General features: G+C 26.8%; 17 protein-coding genes. 2 read left to right on the top strand and 15 right to left on the bottom strand.

Going from position 1 to position 18139, the window contains the following annotated elements:
- Window positions 1–19 precede the first annotated feature (19 nt).
- The 5 genes from hemW to gpr form a co-directional block, all read right to left on the bottom strand.
- Window positions 20–1150 (bottom strand): radical SAM family heme chaperone HemW, encoded by a 1131-nt coding sequence (gene hemW / locus OW763_RS07825; protein ID WP_268040532.1) that lies wholly within the window; start codon window positions 1148–1150, stop codon window positions 20–22.
- A gap of 74 nt (window positions 1151–1224) precedes the next feature.
- The gene (lepA, locus tag OW763_RS07830) at window positions 1225–3030 is read right to left on the bottom strand and encodes a translation elongation factor 4 (protein WP_268040533.1); all 1806 of its coding nucleotides are present in this window, start codon (window positions 3028–3030) and stop codon (window positions 1225–1227) included.
- An 82-nt stretch (window positions 3031–3112) separates the two neighbouring features.
- Complete coding sequence (locus tag OW763_RS07835; RefSeq protein ID WP_268040534.1) at window positions 3113–3544, bottom strand: hypothetical protein; 432 nt, start codon at window positions 3542–3544, stop codon at window positions 3113–3115.
- A 51-nt stretch (window positions 3545–3595) separates the two neighbouring features.
- Complete coding sequence (locus tag OW763_RS07840) at window positions 3596–4723, bottom strand: stage II sporulation protein P (RefSeq protein WP_268040535.1); 1128 nt, start codon at window positions 4721–4723, stop codon at window positions 3596–3598.
- Between the two features lie 54 nt (window positions 4724–4777).
- On the bottom strand, window positions 4778–5752 hold the full coding sequence (gpr, locus tag OW763_RS07845) for a GPR endopeptidase (RefSeq protein WP_268040536.1): 975 nt from the start codon (window positions 5750–5752) through the stop codon (window positions 4778–4780).
- 222 nt (window positions 5753–5974) lie between these two features.
- Between gpr and rpsT the strand changes: the two genes are divergently transcribed.
- A complete protein-coding gene (gene rpsT / locus OW763_RS07850; protein WP_268040537.1) occupies window positions 5975–6241 on the top strand; it encodes a 30S ribosomal protein S20 in 267 nt (88 codons plus the stop codon).
- 68 nt (window positions 6242–6309) lie between these two features.
- Here the strand turns inward: rpsT and holA are convergent, their stop codons facing one another.
- The 5 genes from holA to OW763_RS07875 form a co-directional block, all read right to left on the bottom strand.
- Entirely contained in the window at window positions 6310–7332 is a 1023-nt protein-coding gene (holA, locus tag OW763_RS07855) for a DNA polymerase III subunit delta (RefSeq protein ID WP_268040538.1), read from the bottom strand.
- Between the two features lie 40 nt (window positions 7333–7372).
- Entirely contained in the window at window positions 7373–8710 is a 1338-nt protein-coding gene (locus tag OW763_RS07860; protein WP_268040539.1) for a ComEC/Rec2 family competence protein, read from the bottom strand.
- A gap of 96 nt (window positions 8711–8806) precedes the next feature.
- Window positions 8807–11401: an HAD-IC family P-type ATPase gene (locus OW763_RS07865; RefSeq protein WP_268040540.1), complete on the bottom strand. Its 2595-nt coding sequence runs from the start codon at window positions 11399–11401 to the stop codon at window positions 8807–8809.
- Between the two features lie 144 nt (window positions 11402–11545).
- Window positions 11546–11875: a hypothetical protein gene (locus tag OW763_RS07870; protein WP_268040541.1), complete on the bottom strand. Its 330-nt coding sequence runs from the start codon at window positions 11873–11875 to the stop codon at window positions 11546–11548.
- 104 nt (window positions 11876–11979) lie between these two features.
- Window positions 11980–12645, bottom strand: coding sequence for a helix-hairpin-helix domain-containing protein (locus OW763_RS07875; protein ID WP_268040542.1), 666 nt, complete (start codon window positions 12643–12645; stop codon window positions 11980–11982).
- Window positions 12646–12992: 347 nt separating this feature from the next.
- On the opposite strand from OW763_RS07875, the gene OW763_RS07880 reads away from it, so the two are divergent.
- The gene (locus OW763_RS07880) at window positions 12993–14297 is read left to right on the top strand and encodes a D-alanyl-D-alanine carboxypeptidase family protein (protein ID WP_268040543.1); all 1305 of its coding nucleotides are present in this window, start codon (window positions 12993–12995) and stop codon (window positions 14295–14297) included.
- 39 nt (window positions 14298–14336) lie between these two features.
- Here the strand turns inward: OW763_RS07880 and OW763_RS07885 are convergent, their stop codons facing one another.
- From OW763_RS07885 to nadD, 5 genes are all read right to left on the bottom strand, one after another.
- Window positions 14337–15248, bottom strand: a complete 912-nt coding sequence (locus OW763_RS07885) for an RluA family pseudouridine synthase (RefSeq protein WP_268040544.1) — start codon at window positions 15246–15248, stop codon at window positions 14337–14339.
- Entirely contained in the window at window positions 15241–15624 is a 384-nt protein-coding gene (locus OW763_RS07890) for a RidA family protein (RefSeq protein WP_268040545.1), read from the bottom strand. The genes OW763_RS07885 and OW763_RS07890 overlap by 8 nt, the downstream gene beginning before the upstream one ends.
- Window positions 15625–15849: 225 nt before the next feature.
- On the bottom strand, window positions 15850–16890 hold the full coding sequence (locus OW763_RS07895; RefSeq protein ID WP_268040546.1) for an LCP family protein: 1041 nt from the start codon (window positions 16888–16890) through the stop codon (window positions 15850–15852).
- Window positions 16883–17467, bottom strand: a complete 585-nt coding sequence (gene yqeK / locus OW763_RS07900; protein ID WP_268040547.1) for a bis(5'-nucleosyl)-tetraphosphatase (symmetrical) YqeK — start codon at window positions 17465–17467, stop codon at window positions 16883–16885. Before yqeK ends, OW763_RS07895 begins: the two co-directional genes overlap by 8 nt.
- Window positions 17468–17487: 20 nt before the next feature.
- Window positions 17488–18093, bottom strand: a complete 606-nt coding sequence (nadD, locus tag OW763_RS07905) for a nicotinate-nucleotide adenylyltransferase (protein ID WP_268040548.1) — start codon at window positions 18091–18093, stop codon at window positions 17488–17490.
- Between the last annotated feature and the right edge of the window lie 46 nt (window positions 18094–18139).

The raw sequence follows: 18139 nt of genomic DNA on the forward strand, positions 1-18139 counted from the left end.
TCATTATTGCGCCCATGTTTTAACAACTTAACAGGAAATCACTCATTACAAAATTTGAAACTTCTATTCCTTTATGCGATAAAAACACTCTTCCATTTTCTTCTCTCAATAGATCTTTTTTCTTGTGTTTATTAATTATTTCTCCATAAACATCATATATAGAAATTTTAAACTTTTTATTAAATTTTTCTATAGAGATTCCTTCTATCTTTCTAAGTCCCATAAACATAAACTCTTCCATTTCTTCTTCTTTTGAATTCTTTTTCTTATGGACTATTGCTGAATTTTTATTGATTATTTTTTCTATGTAATTATCAATATTACTTTCATTCATCCATCTATCTCCATATAAATAAGAGTGAGACGATGAACCACATCCTATGTAATCTTCTAAATTCCAGTAAATCAAATTATGTTTACATTCTTTACTAGGTTTTGCAAAATTGGATATTTCATATTGATAATATCCGTTGTCCTTTAAATATTCTAAAGTATATCTATACATTTGTCTTTCAATATCTTCATCTGGTAAATTTAATTTATTTTTTTCGTATAAATCATAAAAAGGTGTTCCTTCTTCTATAATTAAGCTATAGCAAGATATATGTTCTGGATTAAGATCAATTACGTTTTCTAGTGTTTCTTTCCATTCTTGTAAATTTTGATTTGGAACTCCAAACATTAAATCTATATTTATATTTTCAAATCCCATTTCCCTTGCCATTTTAAAACTTGTCTTGAATTCTTCTACCGTATGTATCCTGCCTAATTTTTCAAGATGAGTATTCTGCCACGCTTGAAGTCCAATACTCAATCTGTTTACACCCATTGATCTAAATAATTTTAGTTTTTCCTTACTAAAAGTTCCAGGATTACCCTCTATTGTAAATTCTAAATCTTTATTTTTTTCTAGTTTGTCTATACTTTTTTTTAAAATATTCCAACCTTCTAAAGATAAATAGGTGGGAGTACCCCCACCTACGAATATTGTACCAAATTTTTTATTTTTCATATTATCAATCTCTTTAGAAAGCGCCTCTGCATAACTAAGCATTTTATCTTCTTTTCCACAATATGATGGAAAATCACAATAAAAACACTTTTGCTTACAAAATGGAATATGAATATATAGTGCTATTATATTATTCATAACACGCTCCCAAATCTATTTTTATTTTGTTTTTGAAAATTCTGCTCTTAACATTTAACTATTAATGCTAAAATTTAGTCAACTTTTAGTATTGACATAAACGCTTCTTGTGGAACCTCTACACTACCAACCTGACGCATTCTTTTCTTTCCTTCTTTTTGTTTTTGAAGAAGCTTTTTCTTTCTTGAAATATCTCCTCCATAGCACTTTGCAAGAACATCTTTTCTCATTGCTTTTACAGTTTCTCTTGCTATTATTTTAGAGCCAACTGCTGCTTGTATTGGAATTTCAAACATTTGTCTTGGAATAACTTCTTTTAATTTTTGAGCTATAGCTCTTCCTTTATGATATGCTCTTTCTTCAGGTACAATCATGGATAAGGCATCAACAATATCAGCATTTAACAATATATCTAACTTAACTAATTTAGCTTGATTATATCCATACAACTCATAATCTAAAGAAGCATATCCTCTTGTTTTAGATTTTAACATATCAAAAAAGTCATATATTATTTCGTTAAGTGGCATATAATAATTTATTACTACTCTTGTAGTTTCAATATAATCCATGTCTATATATGTACCACGTCTATTTTGGCATAACTCCATTACTGCACCAACATACTCTGATGGAGCTATTATAGAAGCCTTTACTATAGGTTCTTCCATGTGATCTATTTCTGTAGGATCTGGAAGATTTGCTGGATTTGTAATTTCAAACACTTCTTCATCATTTTTAAATACTTTGTATATTACAGATGGTGCTGTAGTTATGATATCAAGATTAAATTCTCTCTCTATTCTTTCCTGAATAATCTCCATATGCAAAAGTCCTAGGAACCCACATCTAAACCCAAATCCTAAAGCTGCAGATGTTTCTAGTTCAAATGCTAACGCTGCATCATTTATTTTCAATTTTTCAAGAGCTTCTTTAAGTTCATCATATTTTGCCCCATCTACAGGATAGATACCACTATAAACCATAGGCATAGCTGGTCTGTATCCTTCAAGAGGTTTATCTGCAGGTCTTAACGCTTCTGTTATCGTATCACCCACTCCAGCATCACTAAGATTTTTAATAGATGCTGTTACATATCCAACTTCTCCTGCTCTAAGTTCTTCCATCGGAACATATCCTGGTGCAAAAACCCCCACCTCTGTTGCTTCATATTCTTTCCCACTTGCCATGAATTTTATTTTTGTACCTGGACGAACAATTCCTTCTTTAATTCTTATATAACATACAACTCCTCTATAACTATCATAATAAGAATCAAATATTAATGCCTTTAAAGGAGCTTCTTCCTTTCCTTGTGGTGCTGGTACTTTTTCAACTATAGCTTCTAATACATCTTCTATATTTAGACCAGTTTTAGCAGAAACAAGTGGTGCATCTTTTGCTTCAATCCCTATAACATCTTCTATTTCTTGCTTTATTTCATCTGGTCTAGCACTCGGTAAATCAATTTTATTTATAACCGGTACAATTTCAAGATCATGTTCCAGTGCAAGATAGCAATTAGCTAAAGTTTGGGCTTGTATTCCTTGTGTTGCATCTACAACAAGAAGAGCTCCTTCACATGCTGCTAAACTTCTTGAAACCTCATAAGAAAAATCCACATGGCCAGGAGTATCAATCAAGTTTAATATATACTCTTCTCCATTCTTTCTCTTATAAACTAATCTTGCAGCCTGAGATTTTATAGTTATTCCTCTTTCTTTTTCAAGCTCCATGTTATCAAGCACTTGACTTTCCATTTCTCTTTCAGTCAAAGTACCTGTTGCTTCCAATAACCTATCTGCTAGTGTAGACTTACCATGATCAATATGTGCTACTATAGAAAAATTTCTTATCTGTTTCTTTCTATTATTCTGCATTTGTTTACCCCCATTGCCATAATAAATCAAATTAAATTATACCATACAACGCTGTATACATGTCAATAAAAAGTATTTTTCATCAAACTAATCTAACCAAATTTTCTTCCATAATTTTTATTAATTTTAAGACTTTTTCCATTAATCCATATGTAAATTTATCAAATTTAGCATTAATATTAGAAATCACATCTTTATTTATGAAAAACATATAATTTTCTGTATAAATTCTAAAATCAAAAGGTTTTAAATTATACAAAACTTTTATTTTAGGAACACTACCATCATTTTTTTTACCCACCAAGTCTTTTATTAAATATCTATCAGTGCTATCTAATATTTGCTGCATATGTCCTAATTCCCATTTAGTCTTATTATTTTTATAATCGTGATTTCCAACTACACTTAAATATATTTGTCTATTTAGATTTGCATTCACCTTCACAACACCATACACTATACTTATAATAAAACTGAAAAAAATGAGGTTAAAAATGATCTTACTCTTTTTCATAAAAAAAGCACCTCCTTTTTATTAAGGATGTACTTTTTTTTATTTTTTTATTCAATTCTTTCCATTCAAATATTCTGCAATTATTCTAGCTAGATATTTTGCAGATGCTTTAGCTTCTTCCGTAGTATTTATATGTGATCCAATCTCCATTAAAGTAGCATTATTGCTAATATCTTGATTATAAAACTTTCTACCATAATTGTAATAAAATATTCCTTTACAAAAACCAGGATATAATTTATCAGATATATTTATGATTTTTTTTACAAGTTTTATCTGATTATTAAAATGGGGATTTTTCTTAGTTATAACAAACATAAATCTTGCAACATTTTCTCCATTAATTGTTGTAGTAACAGCTTCTTTATTCTCAACAGAATCTCTATGCATATCTATTACTAATTTAAAATCTTTATATTGATTCATATACTTATTTAAAGTTACCCGTGATCTTTCATAACTTTTCCTATAAGCTGTAGTATCATGAACTGTAGTATCATGAACTACAGATACACCATATCTCTCCAATTCCTTTTTTAATTCTTCACCTACTGAACATACGCTTTTTGTTTTGTCTATAGTATTAATTGGTCCTGGTTTATAACTCTCACAAGTATGTGTATGATAAATAAGGACTTCCGGCTTTAAAGGCAATGTCTTCTTCAAATTAGGATTATATGCTGGAAGCATTCTCCCATTGGGCTCAATTTTAGTTTGTAATTCATCTTCAAGTATCTGGTCATCGTCTAATGTAAAGTTATTAAAAATACTTTCTTGTCTTTTCTTTGCAATTTTAGAATTTATCTTTGACTTATTAAATTCTTCATAATCATATTTTGATGCTATATTATAGTTTTTATCAACTTTTAAATAAGAAATTTCCTTTCCTACAATACATAAAGAATTTATACTTTTAAAACCTAATAAATTTAAAAATCCCTTTATTAATAATTCATTTTCTTTATCAGCTTCTTGTTTTGATGATGTAACTTTAATTAATGGTACTGTGTAATTCAAAACTTTAGTATAAAATTTATCTTTTTCTTGTTCTCTATTAAAAATTACTTTTCCATTTTTATTAAATAACAATAATGAAAAAAGAATACTTATAAGTAACATACACAAACTTGTAGTTAGTGTGAAATTATTTTTTTTTAGTTTATTCTTCTGAATGTACACCATGACACCTCCTCTGTTTATTTATATATATGAGGCGTCATTTTTTAAATATTACTAATTCACATATTTATTTATATCTTCTAAGTCTAAAGCTGGTTGGAGTGCAATATTAATTCCATTGGCAATCACCTTTGAAATGGAATCAACAACAACATCTATTTCTTTAGGTGTAACAACTAAATCTCCAACATAAGGATGCAAAATTTCATTTATAAGTCTTTCTTTTTCTCCTTTATTAAGTGATTTAAGCATATTATAAAACTCTCCACCTTTAGTAGCTTGATTGATTATTTCATCAATTGCTAAATCTATAGTATCATTCGCTAACGTTGCAGCATGAACTACTGTAGGAACTCCTATAGCTATTACAGGTATTCCTAAAGTTCGTTTGCTTATTTCCATTCTCTTATTACCTATTCCAGAACCTGGAGATATTCCTGTATCTCCTATCTGAATAGTTCTATTTACTCTTTCCGTTTTTCTTGAAGCTAAAGCATCAATACAAACTATTAGATTAGGTTTTATTTTATCTGCTACAGATTTAATTATTTCTGCAGTCTCAATTCCTGTAAGTCCTAACACACCTGGAGAAATAGCACATACTGGTCTTACATTTTCATCAATACTATCTGGTACTAACTCTTTCAAATGCCTCGTAACCATTAATTTTGATATTACTTTAGGTCCTAAAGCATCTGGTGTGACATTCCAATTTCCAAGCCCAACTACCAAAGCTGTCATGCTCTTATCCAGTTTTACTATTTTAGATAACGTTTTAGCAAGTGCTTTGCTTACATCATCCATTACTTCTTTATCGTAGTGAACAAATTCCGGCATATCAATAGTTATATATTCTCCTATAGGTTTTCCCATACTTTTTTCTCCATGTTCATTAACTATCTTAACATGTGTAACTTTCATTCCTATTTCTTCATATTCTTCAATTTGAACTCCTGGTATTTTTCCTTCATTTTGTTGCTCATATACTTCTTTTGCTTCTACAGCTAAATCCGTTCTTATTCTAGTCATAAATATATCTCCTCTTTTACTAATTTTTTATTATTATGTTTTCCATTTTTCTTTTTATTAATTCACCATATATACCAACCAAATTTTAAATTCTAAACTTTTTAATTTTTACTTGAAGTGCTCAACAAATAATGCTATAATATCATTTGTTGAGTAAGGCAGTTCATTAAGAATTCCCCAAGCTGCTTAACCCTACTATAATAACAAGGGGGTGAAAATGAAATGGCAAACATTAAATCAGCTAAGAAGAGAATAAAAGTTATCCAAACTAAAACTCTTAGAAATAAAATGATTAAATCAGCATTAAAAACAAAAATAAAGAAATTCGAAGCTGCTATTGCTAGTCAAAGTATGGAAGAAGCTAAAGCTGCTTTTGAAGTATGCGTTAAATCATTAGATATGGCTGCATCAAAAGGAATTTTACATAAAAACAAAGTAGCTAGAAAAAAATCAAGATTAGCTGCAAAATTAAGTAATTTAAGCGCTTAATAAAAAACCGGTGAACTTAAACACCGGTTTTTTGTCTTTTTATAAATAATTTTTAAATTTAGCACTAATCAAACACTAGCTGTTTCTATAATTAAAAGCTCCATTTCAGTTTTAGCATCTACAGAACTGCTTTTTAACAATTTTTCAGTATTTAAACATAATTCAATGCTTTTTTGTATTTGTAGCAATGTAAACTTTTTACTCTGAATCATCATTTTTTCACATATGTATGGATGAAGTTTAAGTTCTCTTGACATAGTTTCCTTAGTTTTACTACTTTCCACACCTAATTTTATATCAAAAAGAAGTTTAAACTGTCTTTCAATCATTCTGAGAATACTCGTTACAGATTCTCCCTTAAATAATAATTCATTTAAAATATCTAATGCTCTTCGAGGTTTTCTTTGAGATAAATAATCTACTAAATTAAAAATATCATTATCATTTTTACTGCTTACAATTTCCATAATATCTTCACTAGTTATTTCTCTACCTAATGCAAAACAGCACAATTTTTCAACTTCATTCTCTATTATATCCATATTGTTTTCTACAGCATTACAAAATAGAGCTAATTCTACTTTATCTATTTTTTTATTTTTTTCATCAAAAATAGTCTTAACTTTCTTCTGTAACATACTTCCTTTTAATTTAGAAAATTTAACACCAGTAGCTATTTTACTTATTTTTTTTACTTTATTACTTTCTTTTTCTCTATCATTATCAAAAATATAATACATTATTAATATACATTCAGTAGGCAGTTTCTTTACATACTCATTAATTTCCTTCGAAACTTTTTCCATAGATTTATCTACTTTATCTCTTAAAAAATTAGCTCTATATATAACGACAACCTTTTTGTCACTCATAAATGGTAAAGTCTCACAAGCATTTATAATAGTTTCTTTATCAACTGTCATTCCATCTAGTTGAACATAATTCAAATCCAAAAAGTCTTTTTTTACTGAAATATCTATTATTTTATTTATGTTCTTTTTAATACTACGCTCATCGCTTCCACAAAATATATAACAATTACTTATTTCATTTTTTTTTAGCTTATTTTCTAATTCTAAAAAATCAATCAATATTCTGCCCCCTATGTTTAAATTCATACAGTATTTTTTATTATATCACGTTATAAACAATAATAAAACATAACAATAACAGAGGAACATATTTTACTATCCTGTAACCTTTCTTTACAAACACATAGCTCATAAATAATATCATTAAATCAATTCCATAAAAATAATTATATATTATAATAGGTGGTGCAAATTTAAGTAGTATATAATTTGCTCCATCTATAGCAGTAATAATTAAATATAAAATTGAAGTAATAATTTTAAATATGGGAGTAACTTTATACACTAAAACTCCTAAATTGGCTAAAAATATAAGAACCGAATATAATGGCACAAGAATTAAATTTGCAGGTATAAAAAACAAACTTATATTATTAATAGTACACATTACATATGGCATTGAAAATATTTGAGCACTTAAAGTTATACTTAAACTGTTGTTTATCTTCTCAGGTAGTTTATATAGTACTCTTTTTATTTTTTTTCTATATAAAATTATACCTAGTGTAGATAAAAAAGACAACATAAAACCAATATTCAAAATATAATAAGGTCTTATTAAAAATAAAATAATCGCAGCTAAACTAAGTGCTGAAATACTGTCATAGTTCTTATAAACTACTTTTGATAACTTTAATATAAATATCATCACATATGCACGAATTGTAGCTGCCTTTGCACCTGTAAACATTAAATAAGCAAAGGAACTTACTAGTGCTAATTTAACTCCTATAATACATTCTAGAATTTTATATACTAAAGCCATATGAAAACCTGATACACTAATTATATGACAAATTCCCAGTCTATTAAATTGATCTTTATATTGTTGTGATAAGTACTTTGTATCACCATAAGCGGTAGCCATAATTATTCCTGTTTTCTCCCCACCTAATATTTCAGAGTAACTGTAATATATATTTCTTTTCATGTCATATAATTTACAAATAAAGTCTTTATTCTTTTCTATGTATTTTTCTACTCTATATGTCCCTACAACACCATTAAAGTAGTTCTTATTATATGTAAAATTCCCTGTTGCAGTTATTTCATATCCATCTTTTAATCTATTTGTATTACCTAAAAGTATTATTTTTCTACCTTTACATTTAGCAATACAATATCTATTTTTGTTCTCGATAATTCTAAAATCAGCTTTTTTGCTAAGTGAAAAATTAAAATATATATATATGCTAAAACATCCAATAAAAAAGAATGAGATTATAATAATAAACAATTTACTGTCTAGTGTAAAAAAAATACTAACAAAAAATAATACCGCTATAACCGTACCAAATAAAATACTACTATCTAAAACAATTGAAGAAAAACATCCCATAAATACAGCTATAGCATAATAAATAAGCGGTCTTTTCATAGTTTTTTATCCTCATAAATATTTGCTACAATTCTATCACACATACAAAAACACCTCCATGTATTAATTTAGCCAAACACCTGGAGGTTTAATCCCTTAAACTCTATCTACTTCTTTAGTAAACGCAACTATTGCTATTTCAATAATCAAAATAATTGCTGTTATTTTTAAATGAACTAAGCTACTTTTTAGTATATTTAATAATTTCTCATTATAAATTATTGATAAAATAGGAATTGCTAAAATCACATTAATTATCATAACCATGGTTATTACTTTGTTTTTTAAACTCTTTTTAAATTCTATAAAATAATAAACAAATACCATAATACCAAAATAAGTTAAAATAAAAGCATTTACTTGCCCTATAAGGCTACTATTTTTTCTTTCCAAATAAAAAACTAATATAGGAAAAACCCCAAAACAAATTCCATATAACAGCATTCCTAAATTAAAACTTTTAAAAATATTTTTATCTATTAAAATATTTTCATATTTATTAATTTTAATATTTTGATATTCACTATATATAAGTAATGAATTTAAAAATACTACTACAAAATTTATAATTAAATACACTTTAGCATTTATAGGGAACTGACATCCTAGAAATATAGAGAATAGCACTCCTAAAAATTCACCTGCAGATATTATTAAAATGAAACTTAATATATCCTTTAAAACTTTTATTACTTTTTTACTCTCTTCTATAAATGAAAGAATATTCATAAAATCATTATCTTTAACATATATATCACTTAATTTTTTAGCAATATTAGTACAGTTTTCACCTGTTGCAATACCTACATTTGCTGCTTGAAAACTAGGCAAATCAGTAAATTTGTTGCCAGCAACTGCTAGATTATATCCCAACTTTTTAAAACCATACGCAATTCTCCATTTATTTTCAGCAGATATTTTACAATAAATTCCTATTCTTTCAATAAATTTTTCAACTTCATCATCAGTCATATGTTCCATTTCTACTTCAGATAAAACCATATCATTCCTATTTAAAATTCCATATTTTTTACCAAAAGCTAATGCAGTAACTTTATTATCATTAGTCATGATCACTGGCTTTATCGCTAAACTTCTACAATAGTTCAAATATTCACTCATATTCTCTTTAATAGGATTTTCAAATCCTATTAATCCAACAAAAACTAAATTACTTTCAATATTTTCATTAACAGTAGGTTGATAATGAAAATTTCTATATGCATAACCTTCAACTAAAAGACATTCATTAGACATATTTAAATGTGCATCTTTTATTTGATTTGTGTCTTCAACGGTCAATTCTATTTCTACACCATTTTTCATTATATGAGTACATCTTTCTAAAAGTTTATCCACTGCTCCTCTAACATTTGCTCTATAATTATCATCTATTTTATTTAACGATGTCTTAATTCTCTTATCTGTATCATAAGGTATTTGAAATGTTCTTTTATATATTTTATCTAATTCCTTTTTATAAATTGATTTTTTTATTCCATACATTACAAGAGCTTTTTCAATCAAATCTCCTTTTATAATTTCTCCATCAGTATTTCTTTTAGCATCACTACACAAAATACCAATATTTAAAATTCTATCTATATTATCTTCATCTATATGTATTTCTTTAGAATCAACTTCCATAATTTTTTCACAAGAATATATTTTTCTAACATACATCTGATTTTCTGTTAAAGTTCCTATCTTATCTACAAAAATAACATCGGTCTTGGAAAGCATTTGAATTGAAGAAATCCCCTTAAGTTCAACGCCCAGTTTTTTTACTTTGTTTTTAATATTTAACAATATAATGGTAGTAATTATTATTGTTTCTAGCGGCACTAGCGTTAAATATCCAATAGATATTAATGTTATTATTTTTTCTATATCAGCTTTAACATTAAAACTATATATTCCTATAATACATATTGCTATAATATAAACTATAGTCAAAATATTTATCATATTTGTTATATTCTTTCCTAAAATATTTTTACCATGTTTTTCTTCTAAAAACCATTTTGTTATTCTCCTTATTTGAGTACCTTCTCCAACAGTAACTACAATAGCTTTAGCATTTCCATCTATAACAAAAGAAGATTTAAAAACTAAATTTTTCATGTCAGTCAATAATATTTCTTTATCTTCTATTTTAGTTTGATATTTCTCTATAACACCAATATCACCAGTGACAGCAGATTCTTTAATCTTTAATTTATTACATTCTATAAGTCTTAAATCTGCTGGAACTATGTCTCCTCTTTCCAAATAAACAATATCACCTACAACAAGTTCTTCACAATCAATTCTACTCCATTTGCCATCTCTAATAACCATAGTCTCTTTAGGAGTTATCTTTTTTAGCTCTTTTAATTTTTTTTCATTTTCATAATCTATAAGCGTATAAAGGATAGCACATAAAAAAATTATTAGTCCCAAAATAGTAGCAAGTTGAATCTTGCTACTATAAAATAATAGTAAACATATTATCATTCCAACTATTACATATAAATTTATAAGCTGCTTTAAAAATAAACTTCCGAAATTTTTCTGTTTTATATTTAATGTTTTATTTGCTCCATATTTTTCTCTATTTTCTTCTATTTTTTCTTTTGAAAGCCCCTTATGAATATCACTTCTAAGTTCTTTTACTATATCATTCCAACTATAATTATACCAAGCCTTCATAAAAATCCCTCATCTTTTTCATTACATATTTTATTATATTCTAATTACCATTAACATAATCCTATGATAATAGTCGTTCATAAAATAAAACTCTTTAACTAAATAGGTAAAAAAATAATAGTGAGCCTAAAAAGGCTCACTAATTTATTTTTTATTATTGTTATCTTTAAAATAATTTTCACGAAAATAGTTTTTTTCATTATTATCATCTTCAATTAGATATAACACAGTGTTATTAACTGATGGTTTGATTTCATATTGAAAAGGTATTTTTACACTTAACACTTCATATTCCTTACCTTCAGTTAAATTTACTTCTACACCTAATCTTTCTTTAGTGTTATGTTTAAATATAACTTTTTTTATAGGTTTTATTAATTCTTGTTCTTGTTCAAATTGTTGTTCTTGTTCAAGTTCTTGTTCAAGTTCTTGTTCAAGTTTTTGTTCATATGGTTGTGTTAATGTTTCTTCCATCAATCATTACTCCTTTTTCTTTTTTATTTTATATATTTCAAACATTATGTAGCTATAATATTATAGCATTTTTCTTGCTCCAATTCAAAATTATTAATTTATATTCATCTGGCTTCTATTTTATCCTTAAGCTTTGCTAATGTTTTAGAACCTACCCTATCTATTTGGGTTAAATCATCAATTGATGAAAACTCTCCATTTTCTTCTCTATAATCTATTATTTTTTGAGCAATAGTGTCTCCAACACCGGGTAATGTTTTTAATTCCTCTTTTGTCGCAGTATTTATATTTATCTTATTGCTACTTTTAGCATTTGAAATTGAATTAGATATATTTATAGTATTTACTTTTAATGAATTTTTAATTTGATTTTTACTATATACAATTATGCAATCTTCATCCTTAAGCTTCATTGAACAATTTATACTTAAACTATCTGCCTTATCTGTAAATCCACCTGCTTTTTCTACTAAATCCTTTACCCTACTTCCATATTCTACTGTATATACATTAGGTTTTTTTACTTCGCCCTTAATCTCAACAACAATATTTTTATATTCATTTGAATTTATATTATCATTTAAGTTATTTTCTTTAGAATTATCTACAATCACTTTATCATTTTTTTCAAATTTTTTATTACTACTGCTAACAAAAATATCTTCATTATTACAGCATTGAGGTTTTGATAGTAAACAGCCAACTATCAAAAAAATTGTACATCCTACTATCATTGCTATTGATCCAATCAATTTTTCCCTATTTAGCATTTTATCCTCCATTTTTAATGTCCTAGTTAATCATTATTGACATCAACATAAAATTTAATAACTTACATTCTTAAATTTTATTATTTAAGGAAATTACATAATTAAAATTTAAAATACAAGTTTTGTTGTGAACAACGCTTTAAAAATTTTTTTCGCTATATTTCGAGCTTATCCTAAACCTCAAAAGATAAATTTTCGAAGCAGTGAATAATAGAACTTGCATGTAGCTATGTAATTTTGAAATTATGCAATTTCCTTATTTAAAAAACAAATTAACTTTCCATTCTATTTTTGATATGATTAATTTTTTTTGTTATACTATTCATATAAAACTCAGGAGGTATATGATGAACAAACTAATAACATACATACTAGCCTTTATATTAATATTTTCACTGACAGCAAATAAAGCTGAAGCCAAAAATGTACCCCCTAAAATATCTGCTGATGGGGTCGTGTTGATGGATGCAACAACTGGCTCAATATTATATTCTAAAAATCAAGATTCAAAGTACCCTCCAGCTTCTACTACTAAAATCATGACCGCTCTTTTAGCTCTTGAAAATTGTAAATTGGACGATATAGTAAAGATAGGTAAAAAACCTCCTTTTGTAGAAGGAAGTAGAATAGGAATTTTGGAAGGTGAAAAATTATCTGTAAAAGATTTATTATATGGATTATTATTACAATCTGGTAATGATTGTGCACAAGCACTAGCAGAACACATTTCAGGTTCTATTGATACATTTAGTGAATTAATGAATAAAAGAGCTTTAGAATTAGGTTGTCAAAATACTAACTTTGTAAACCCTCACGGGCTATACGATGCTGCCCATAGAACAAGTGCAATGGATCTTGCATTAATATTAAAAGAACTTAGCAAACATAAAGAATTTAAAGAAATTGCAACCACTACAATGTACTACATAGAACCTACAAACAAGAGCAAAGAAAAACGTCCAATTTGGAATAAAAATAGGTTAATTCAACCTAACTCAGAATATTATTATGAGGGATGTGAAGGTGGTAAAACTGGCTATACTGTTCAATCAAAGCATTCTTATGTATCTGTTGCATCAAAAAATGGACAGAGGCTTATAGCTGTCCTACTTCATGATTCAGAACGTACTTATTGGTCAGATGTACGAAAATTATTTGATTATGGTTTTGACAATTTTTCTTTAGAAACATTCTATTTAGAAGGAGATCACCTAACTGAATATACTATAAATGATAATATTAAAATCCCCCTTTTAGCTAGTGAAAACTTTTATTATGTAAAAAACAGCTCATCAAATGAAGTTCCTACGCTAAAAATAAATAATAAAGATTTAAGTGAAAAGTCTTTTAAAAGAGGAGATAATATATTAACTGCTTCTATATTATACAAAGATAAGCGTATAGGAACCTTAAACTTAGCTAGTGGCATTGATTATTCATCCAAAAAACCTTTGTTTAATTTTAGTGAAAAATTTAATTTTAATATGATAAAATCATTCTTATTGAAAATATTAAAATTTACTTCTATATTATTAATACTAGCAATTATTATGTTACGAATAAGAAAAAAAATTAGAGACAAAAAAAGAAGAAAAAGAAAAGAAAAGATACGCGAAAAGATTTATATGTCTAAGTACAAAAACTTTAAATAATAAAAGAGCACAAATTTAAACATTTATATTTGTGCTCTTTTATACTTTATAACTTTTTTTAAGTTTCGTTAAAAGCTCATTCATATCATTAGGCAATCCACACTCAAAATTTAATATTTGTGATGTTCTAGGATGAGGAATTTGTAGCCTGTATGCATGTAAAGCCTGTCTATCAATATATTTTCTTACTTCATTTCCATATAAAGTATCTCCAAAAATGGGATGTCCTATACTACTTAAATGTACTCTTATCTGATGTGTTCTTCCTGTTTCTAAAGTAAGCTTAACTAGATCTGCATCATTAAAACTCTCCACAACCTCAAAATGAGTTATACTTTCTTGACCCCTTTTGTCTATAACTCGTTTAATACTTCCATCCTCGCATTTATATATAGGTTTATGTATTATTCCTTTTTTCTCTTTAAGATTTCCATGAACAATTGCTAAATAATTTTTTTGAAATTCAGCTTTATCCATATCCCTAGCAAGAGCCATGTGACTAAAAGAATTTTTAGCCACAAGTATTAAGCCAGTTGTATCTCTATCAAGTCTACTAACTAGTCTTACAATGCTCTTTTCATTTTTTTCTTTAAAATAATACAATAATCCATTAGTTAGTGTTCCATTAGGATAATTCCTAGTTGGATGCACTATCATATTGGAGGGCTTGTTAACTATAATAATATCACAATCTTCATATATTACATCAAGCTGTATTTTTTCTGGAACAATATCTTGTTGTTCTTCTTTTTTTTCAATTTCAACTTCAATTCTATCTCCAGCTCTTACTCTAGTATATAAAGTAACATTATTATCGTTTATTTTCACATGCCCATCTCGTACAGCTTTTCTACTAAATCTGCTAGAAAATTTAGCTATACTTCGTAAATACTCATTAAGCTTTAAATTATCCTCATCAGCATTTACATTAAAAACTAATTTATTACTCAACTATAGCTATAACTTCTATTTCAAGTAATGCGCCTAATGGAAGTTTTCCCACTTGGAAGCAAGATCTTGCTGGTTGTTCAGAAGGGAAGTACTTACCATAAACTTCATTTACTTTTCCAAAATCATTAATATCACTTAATAAAACAGTAGTTTTTACTACTTTAGAAAAATCAGTTCCTGCTTCTTCTAAAATTGCTTTTAAACTTTGCATAACTCTTTCTGCAGCAGCTGCTACATCACCAGTAACTAATTCTCCGTTTTCTGGATTTATTGGAACTTGACCTGAAGTAAATAATAAATTTCCCACCTTAACTGCTTGTGAATATGGACCTACTGCACCTGGTGCTTTTTTAGTACTAATAATTTCTTTTTTCATTTTATATTCCTCCTAGTTTTCATTTTATATTTTATGTAATTGTTATTTTTACACAACATAACTATTATATCAAATTTTTTATTTTTTAACTACTTTTTTCTATATTTTTAATACTAAATCCTTTTATATAATACATTTGTTTGCTTTTTAACTACAATAACATGAATTTTGATTTTACTTTATTCATTTGTATTAGCATAATAGTGTCTTTTTCTTGTCTTAAAGCTATTTTCTATAATTAGTAAGCAACCTCGTTTTATTCACTCCATTTAAAAATACAATTTTATTTTTATTCATCCTAGCTTGTTCTTTATTCACTTTAATGTCATGTATTTCATCCAAAATTTTTTTATTGTATTGTTTTTCATAAATGAAATAAGAAATTTCTTCTAAATATTCGGTTTCTCCTTTTAAACTATACATACTAATTTGATTAGCACTAATACAATTATATCCGTATTTCATTATATCATCAATTGACATGTTTGTTTGACAATATTTAGGCAAGATCATAAGAATTGCTGGAATTCTTGGTATTATTTTAGGACTTTTAACTTTTTCAACAACTTTATCTATAAAAATATGCTGATTTTGTATCCTTCCAAGATCGCCTTCCGCAAGTCCAGTTCCATTATTATTTTTTCTCCATCTGAAAAATTGTTCTGCCTTTTCCCCATCTAAATGAACAATCGTACCTTTTTTAAAATGAATATGTAAATCTTGAGTATCATCATCATAATTCATAACATTCTGTATTTTTACATCTATTCCTCCAATGCAATCTACAATTTTTCTAAACCCTTCATAATTTAACTTTACATAATAATCAACATCTAGACTTAAAAGCTTTTCTACTGCATCTACAGCACATTCTGCTCCACCCACAGCATTTGCTGCATTAATTTTTGCATTTTTTCTGTTAATCCTTATCAAAGTATCTCTTGGAATAGATACTATATTAACTTTTTTCTGTACATCGTTATAATGAACAAGCATCATTGTGTCTGTTCTTTTAGGATTATTTTTATCTTTGACTCCTGGAGTTCCTATGTCTTCTCCTAAAGCTAAAATATTTATTGACTTATCGTTTTTATATTTATCATCATATGTATCGTCAATCACATTATCTATTTCATCATTGACAACTTCAGGATTACTATTTAACCCTTTATGTAGATATTTTTCACTTAACAGCATCAAACATATAGCAAATATTAAAACTATTATTGAACTTTTAAAAAGATTTTTCTTTCTTTTTTTACTCATCTTTCCTCCATTTTAGGGAATATAACATATAATTTCTAGCCTCTATTGTATCATTATGTAAAAGTTCTCCTTTATCAACTACATATTTTATAGTATTATCAAAACACATAATTAACCCTTCATTCAAATTTTCATAAGTTACCTTTCTTACTCTTTCAACCCCTGGAAAACTTCTTAGAGGTTCAATGTAATCTGCTATGTAAATAATTTTATCAAGAAGAGTCATATTTCTTCTAGCAGTAGTATGATAAACTACAGCATCTAATACTTCATTATCTTCTATTCCCATAGTATTTTTTGCAATATAAGCACCTACAACGCCGTGTAATATATTCGAATTTCCTAAACACACTTCATTTATATTATACCCATATTTTTCAGCAATATTTAACATTTCATCATTTTTTACGTATTTACCACAGTCATGAACAAGTCCTGCTATTTTTGCTTTTTCCACATTAGCACCATAAATTTCTGCAAGCTTCACTGCAGTATCTCTAACACTTAAACTATGTTTAAATCTTTTATCCTTTAAATTTCTCTTTAAATATTCTATTATTTTTTTCTCTGACCACATTTTAAAATCCCCCGTATAAATTATAATTTATATAAATTCATTTTTGTAAGCAAATCTTCTAATTTTTCTGGCACTAAATAACTTATGTTTTCTCCTTTTTTTACTTTTTTTCTAATATTCGTAGAAGAAATCTCCAAAATAGGTATATCTAAAAACGTAATTTTTTTATTATATTTTTCTTCAACTTTATTTTTGTGCATAATAATTTCCTCTTTGCTGTATCCAGGTCTATTAAAGACTACAAATTCACACAACTCTAAAATCTTGTTTGCATTTTTCCATAAACATATATCCATCAAGCAATCTGCACCTGTTATAAAATACCATTTAGTTTTAGGCTCCATTTTATTAAAAAACTCTAAAGTTTCATAAGTATAACTTAAACCTTTTTTATTTATTTCATAATCACTTATATCAAATTTTTCCTCATTTTGTATAATTTTTTTTATAAAATTATATCTAATACATGAATCCGTTAATTTTTTATTAGTTTTATGAGGTGGATTACCAGATGGCATAAATATAACCTTATCCAGGTGCAATTTATATAATGATTCATATGCTACATGTAAATGTCCATTATGTATAGGATCAAAGGTACCACCAAAAATTCCTTTTTTACTCACAATATATCATCCTTTTTTTTATTTTTTATAAATCAAATACTGTTTT

Source organism: Clostridium aestuarii (genome assembly GCF_026735135.1).
Classification (GTDB): domain Bacteria; phylum Bacillota; class Clostridia; order Clostridiales; family Clostridiaceae; genus Clostridium_H; species Clostridium_H aestuarii.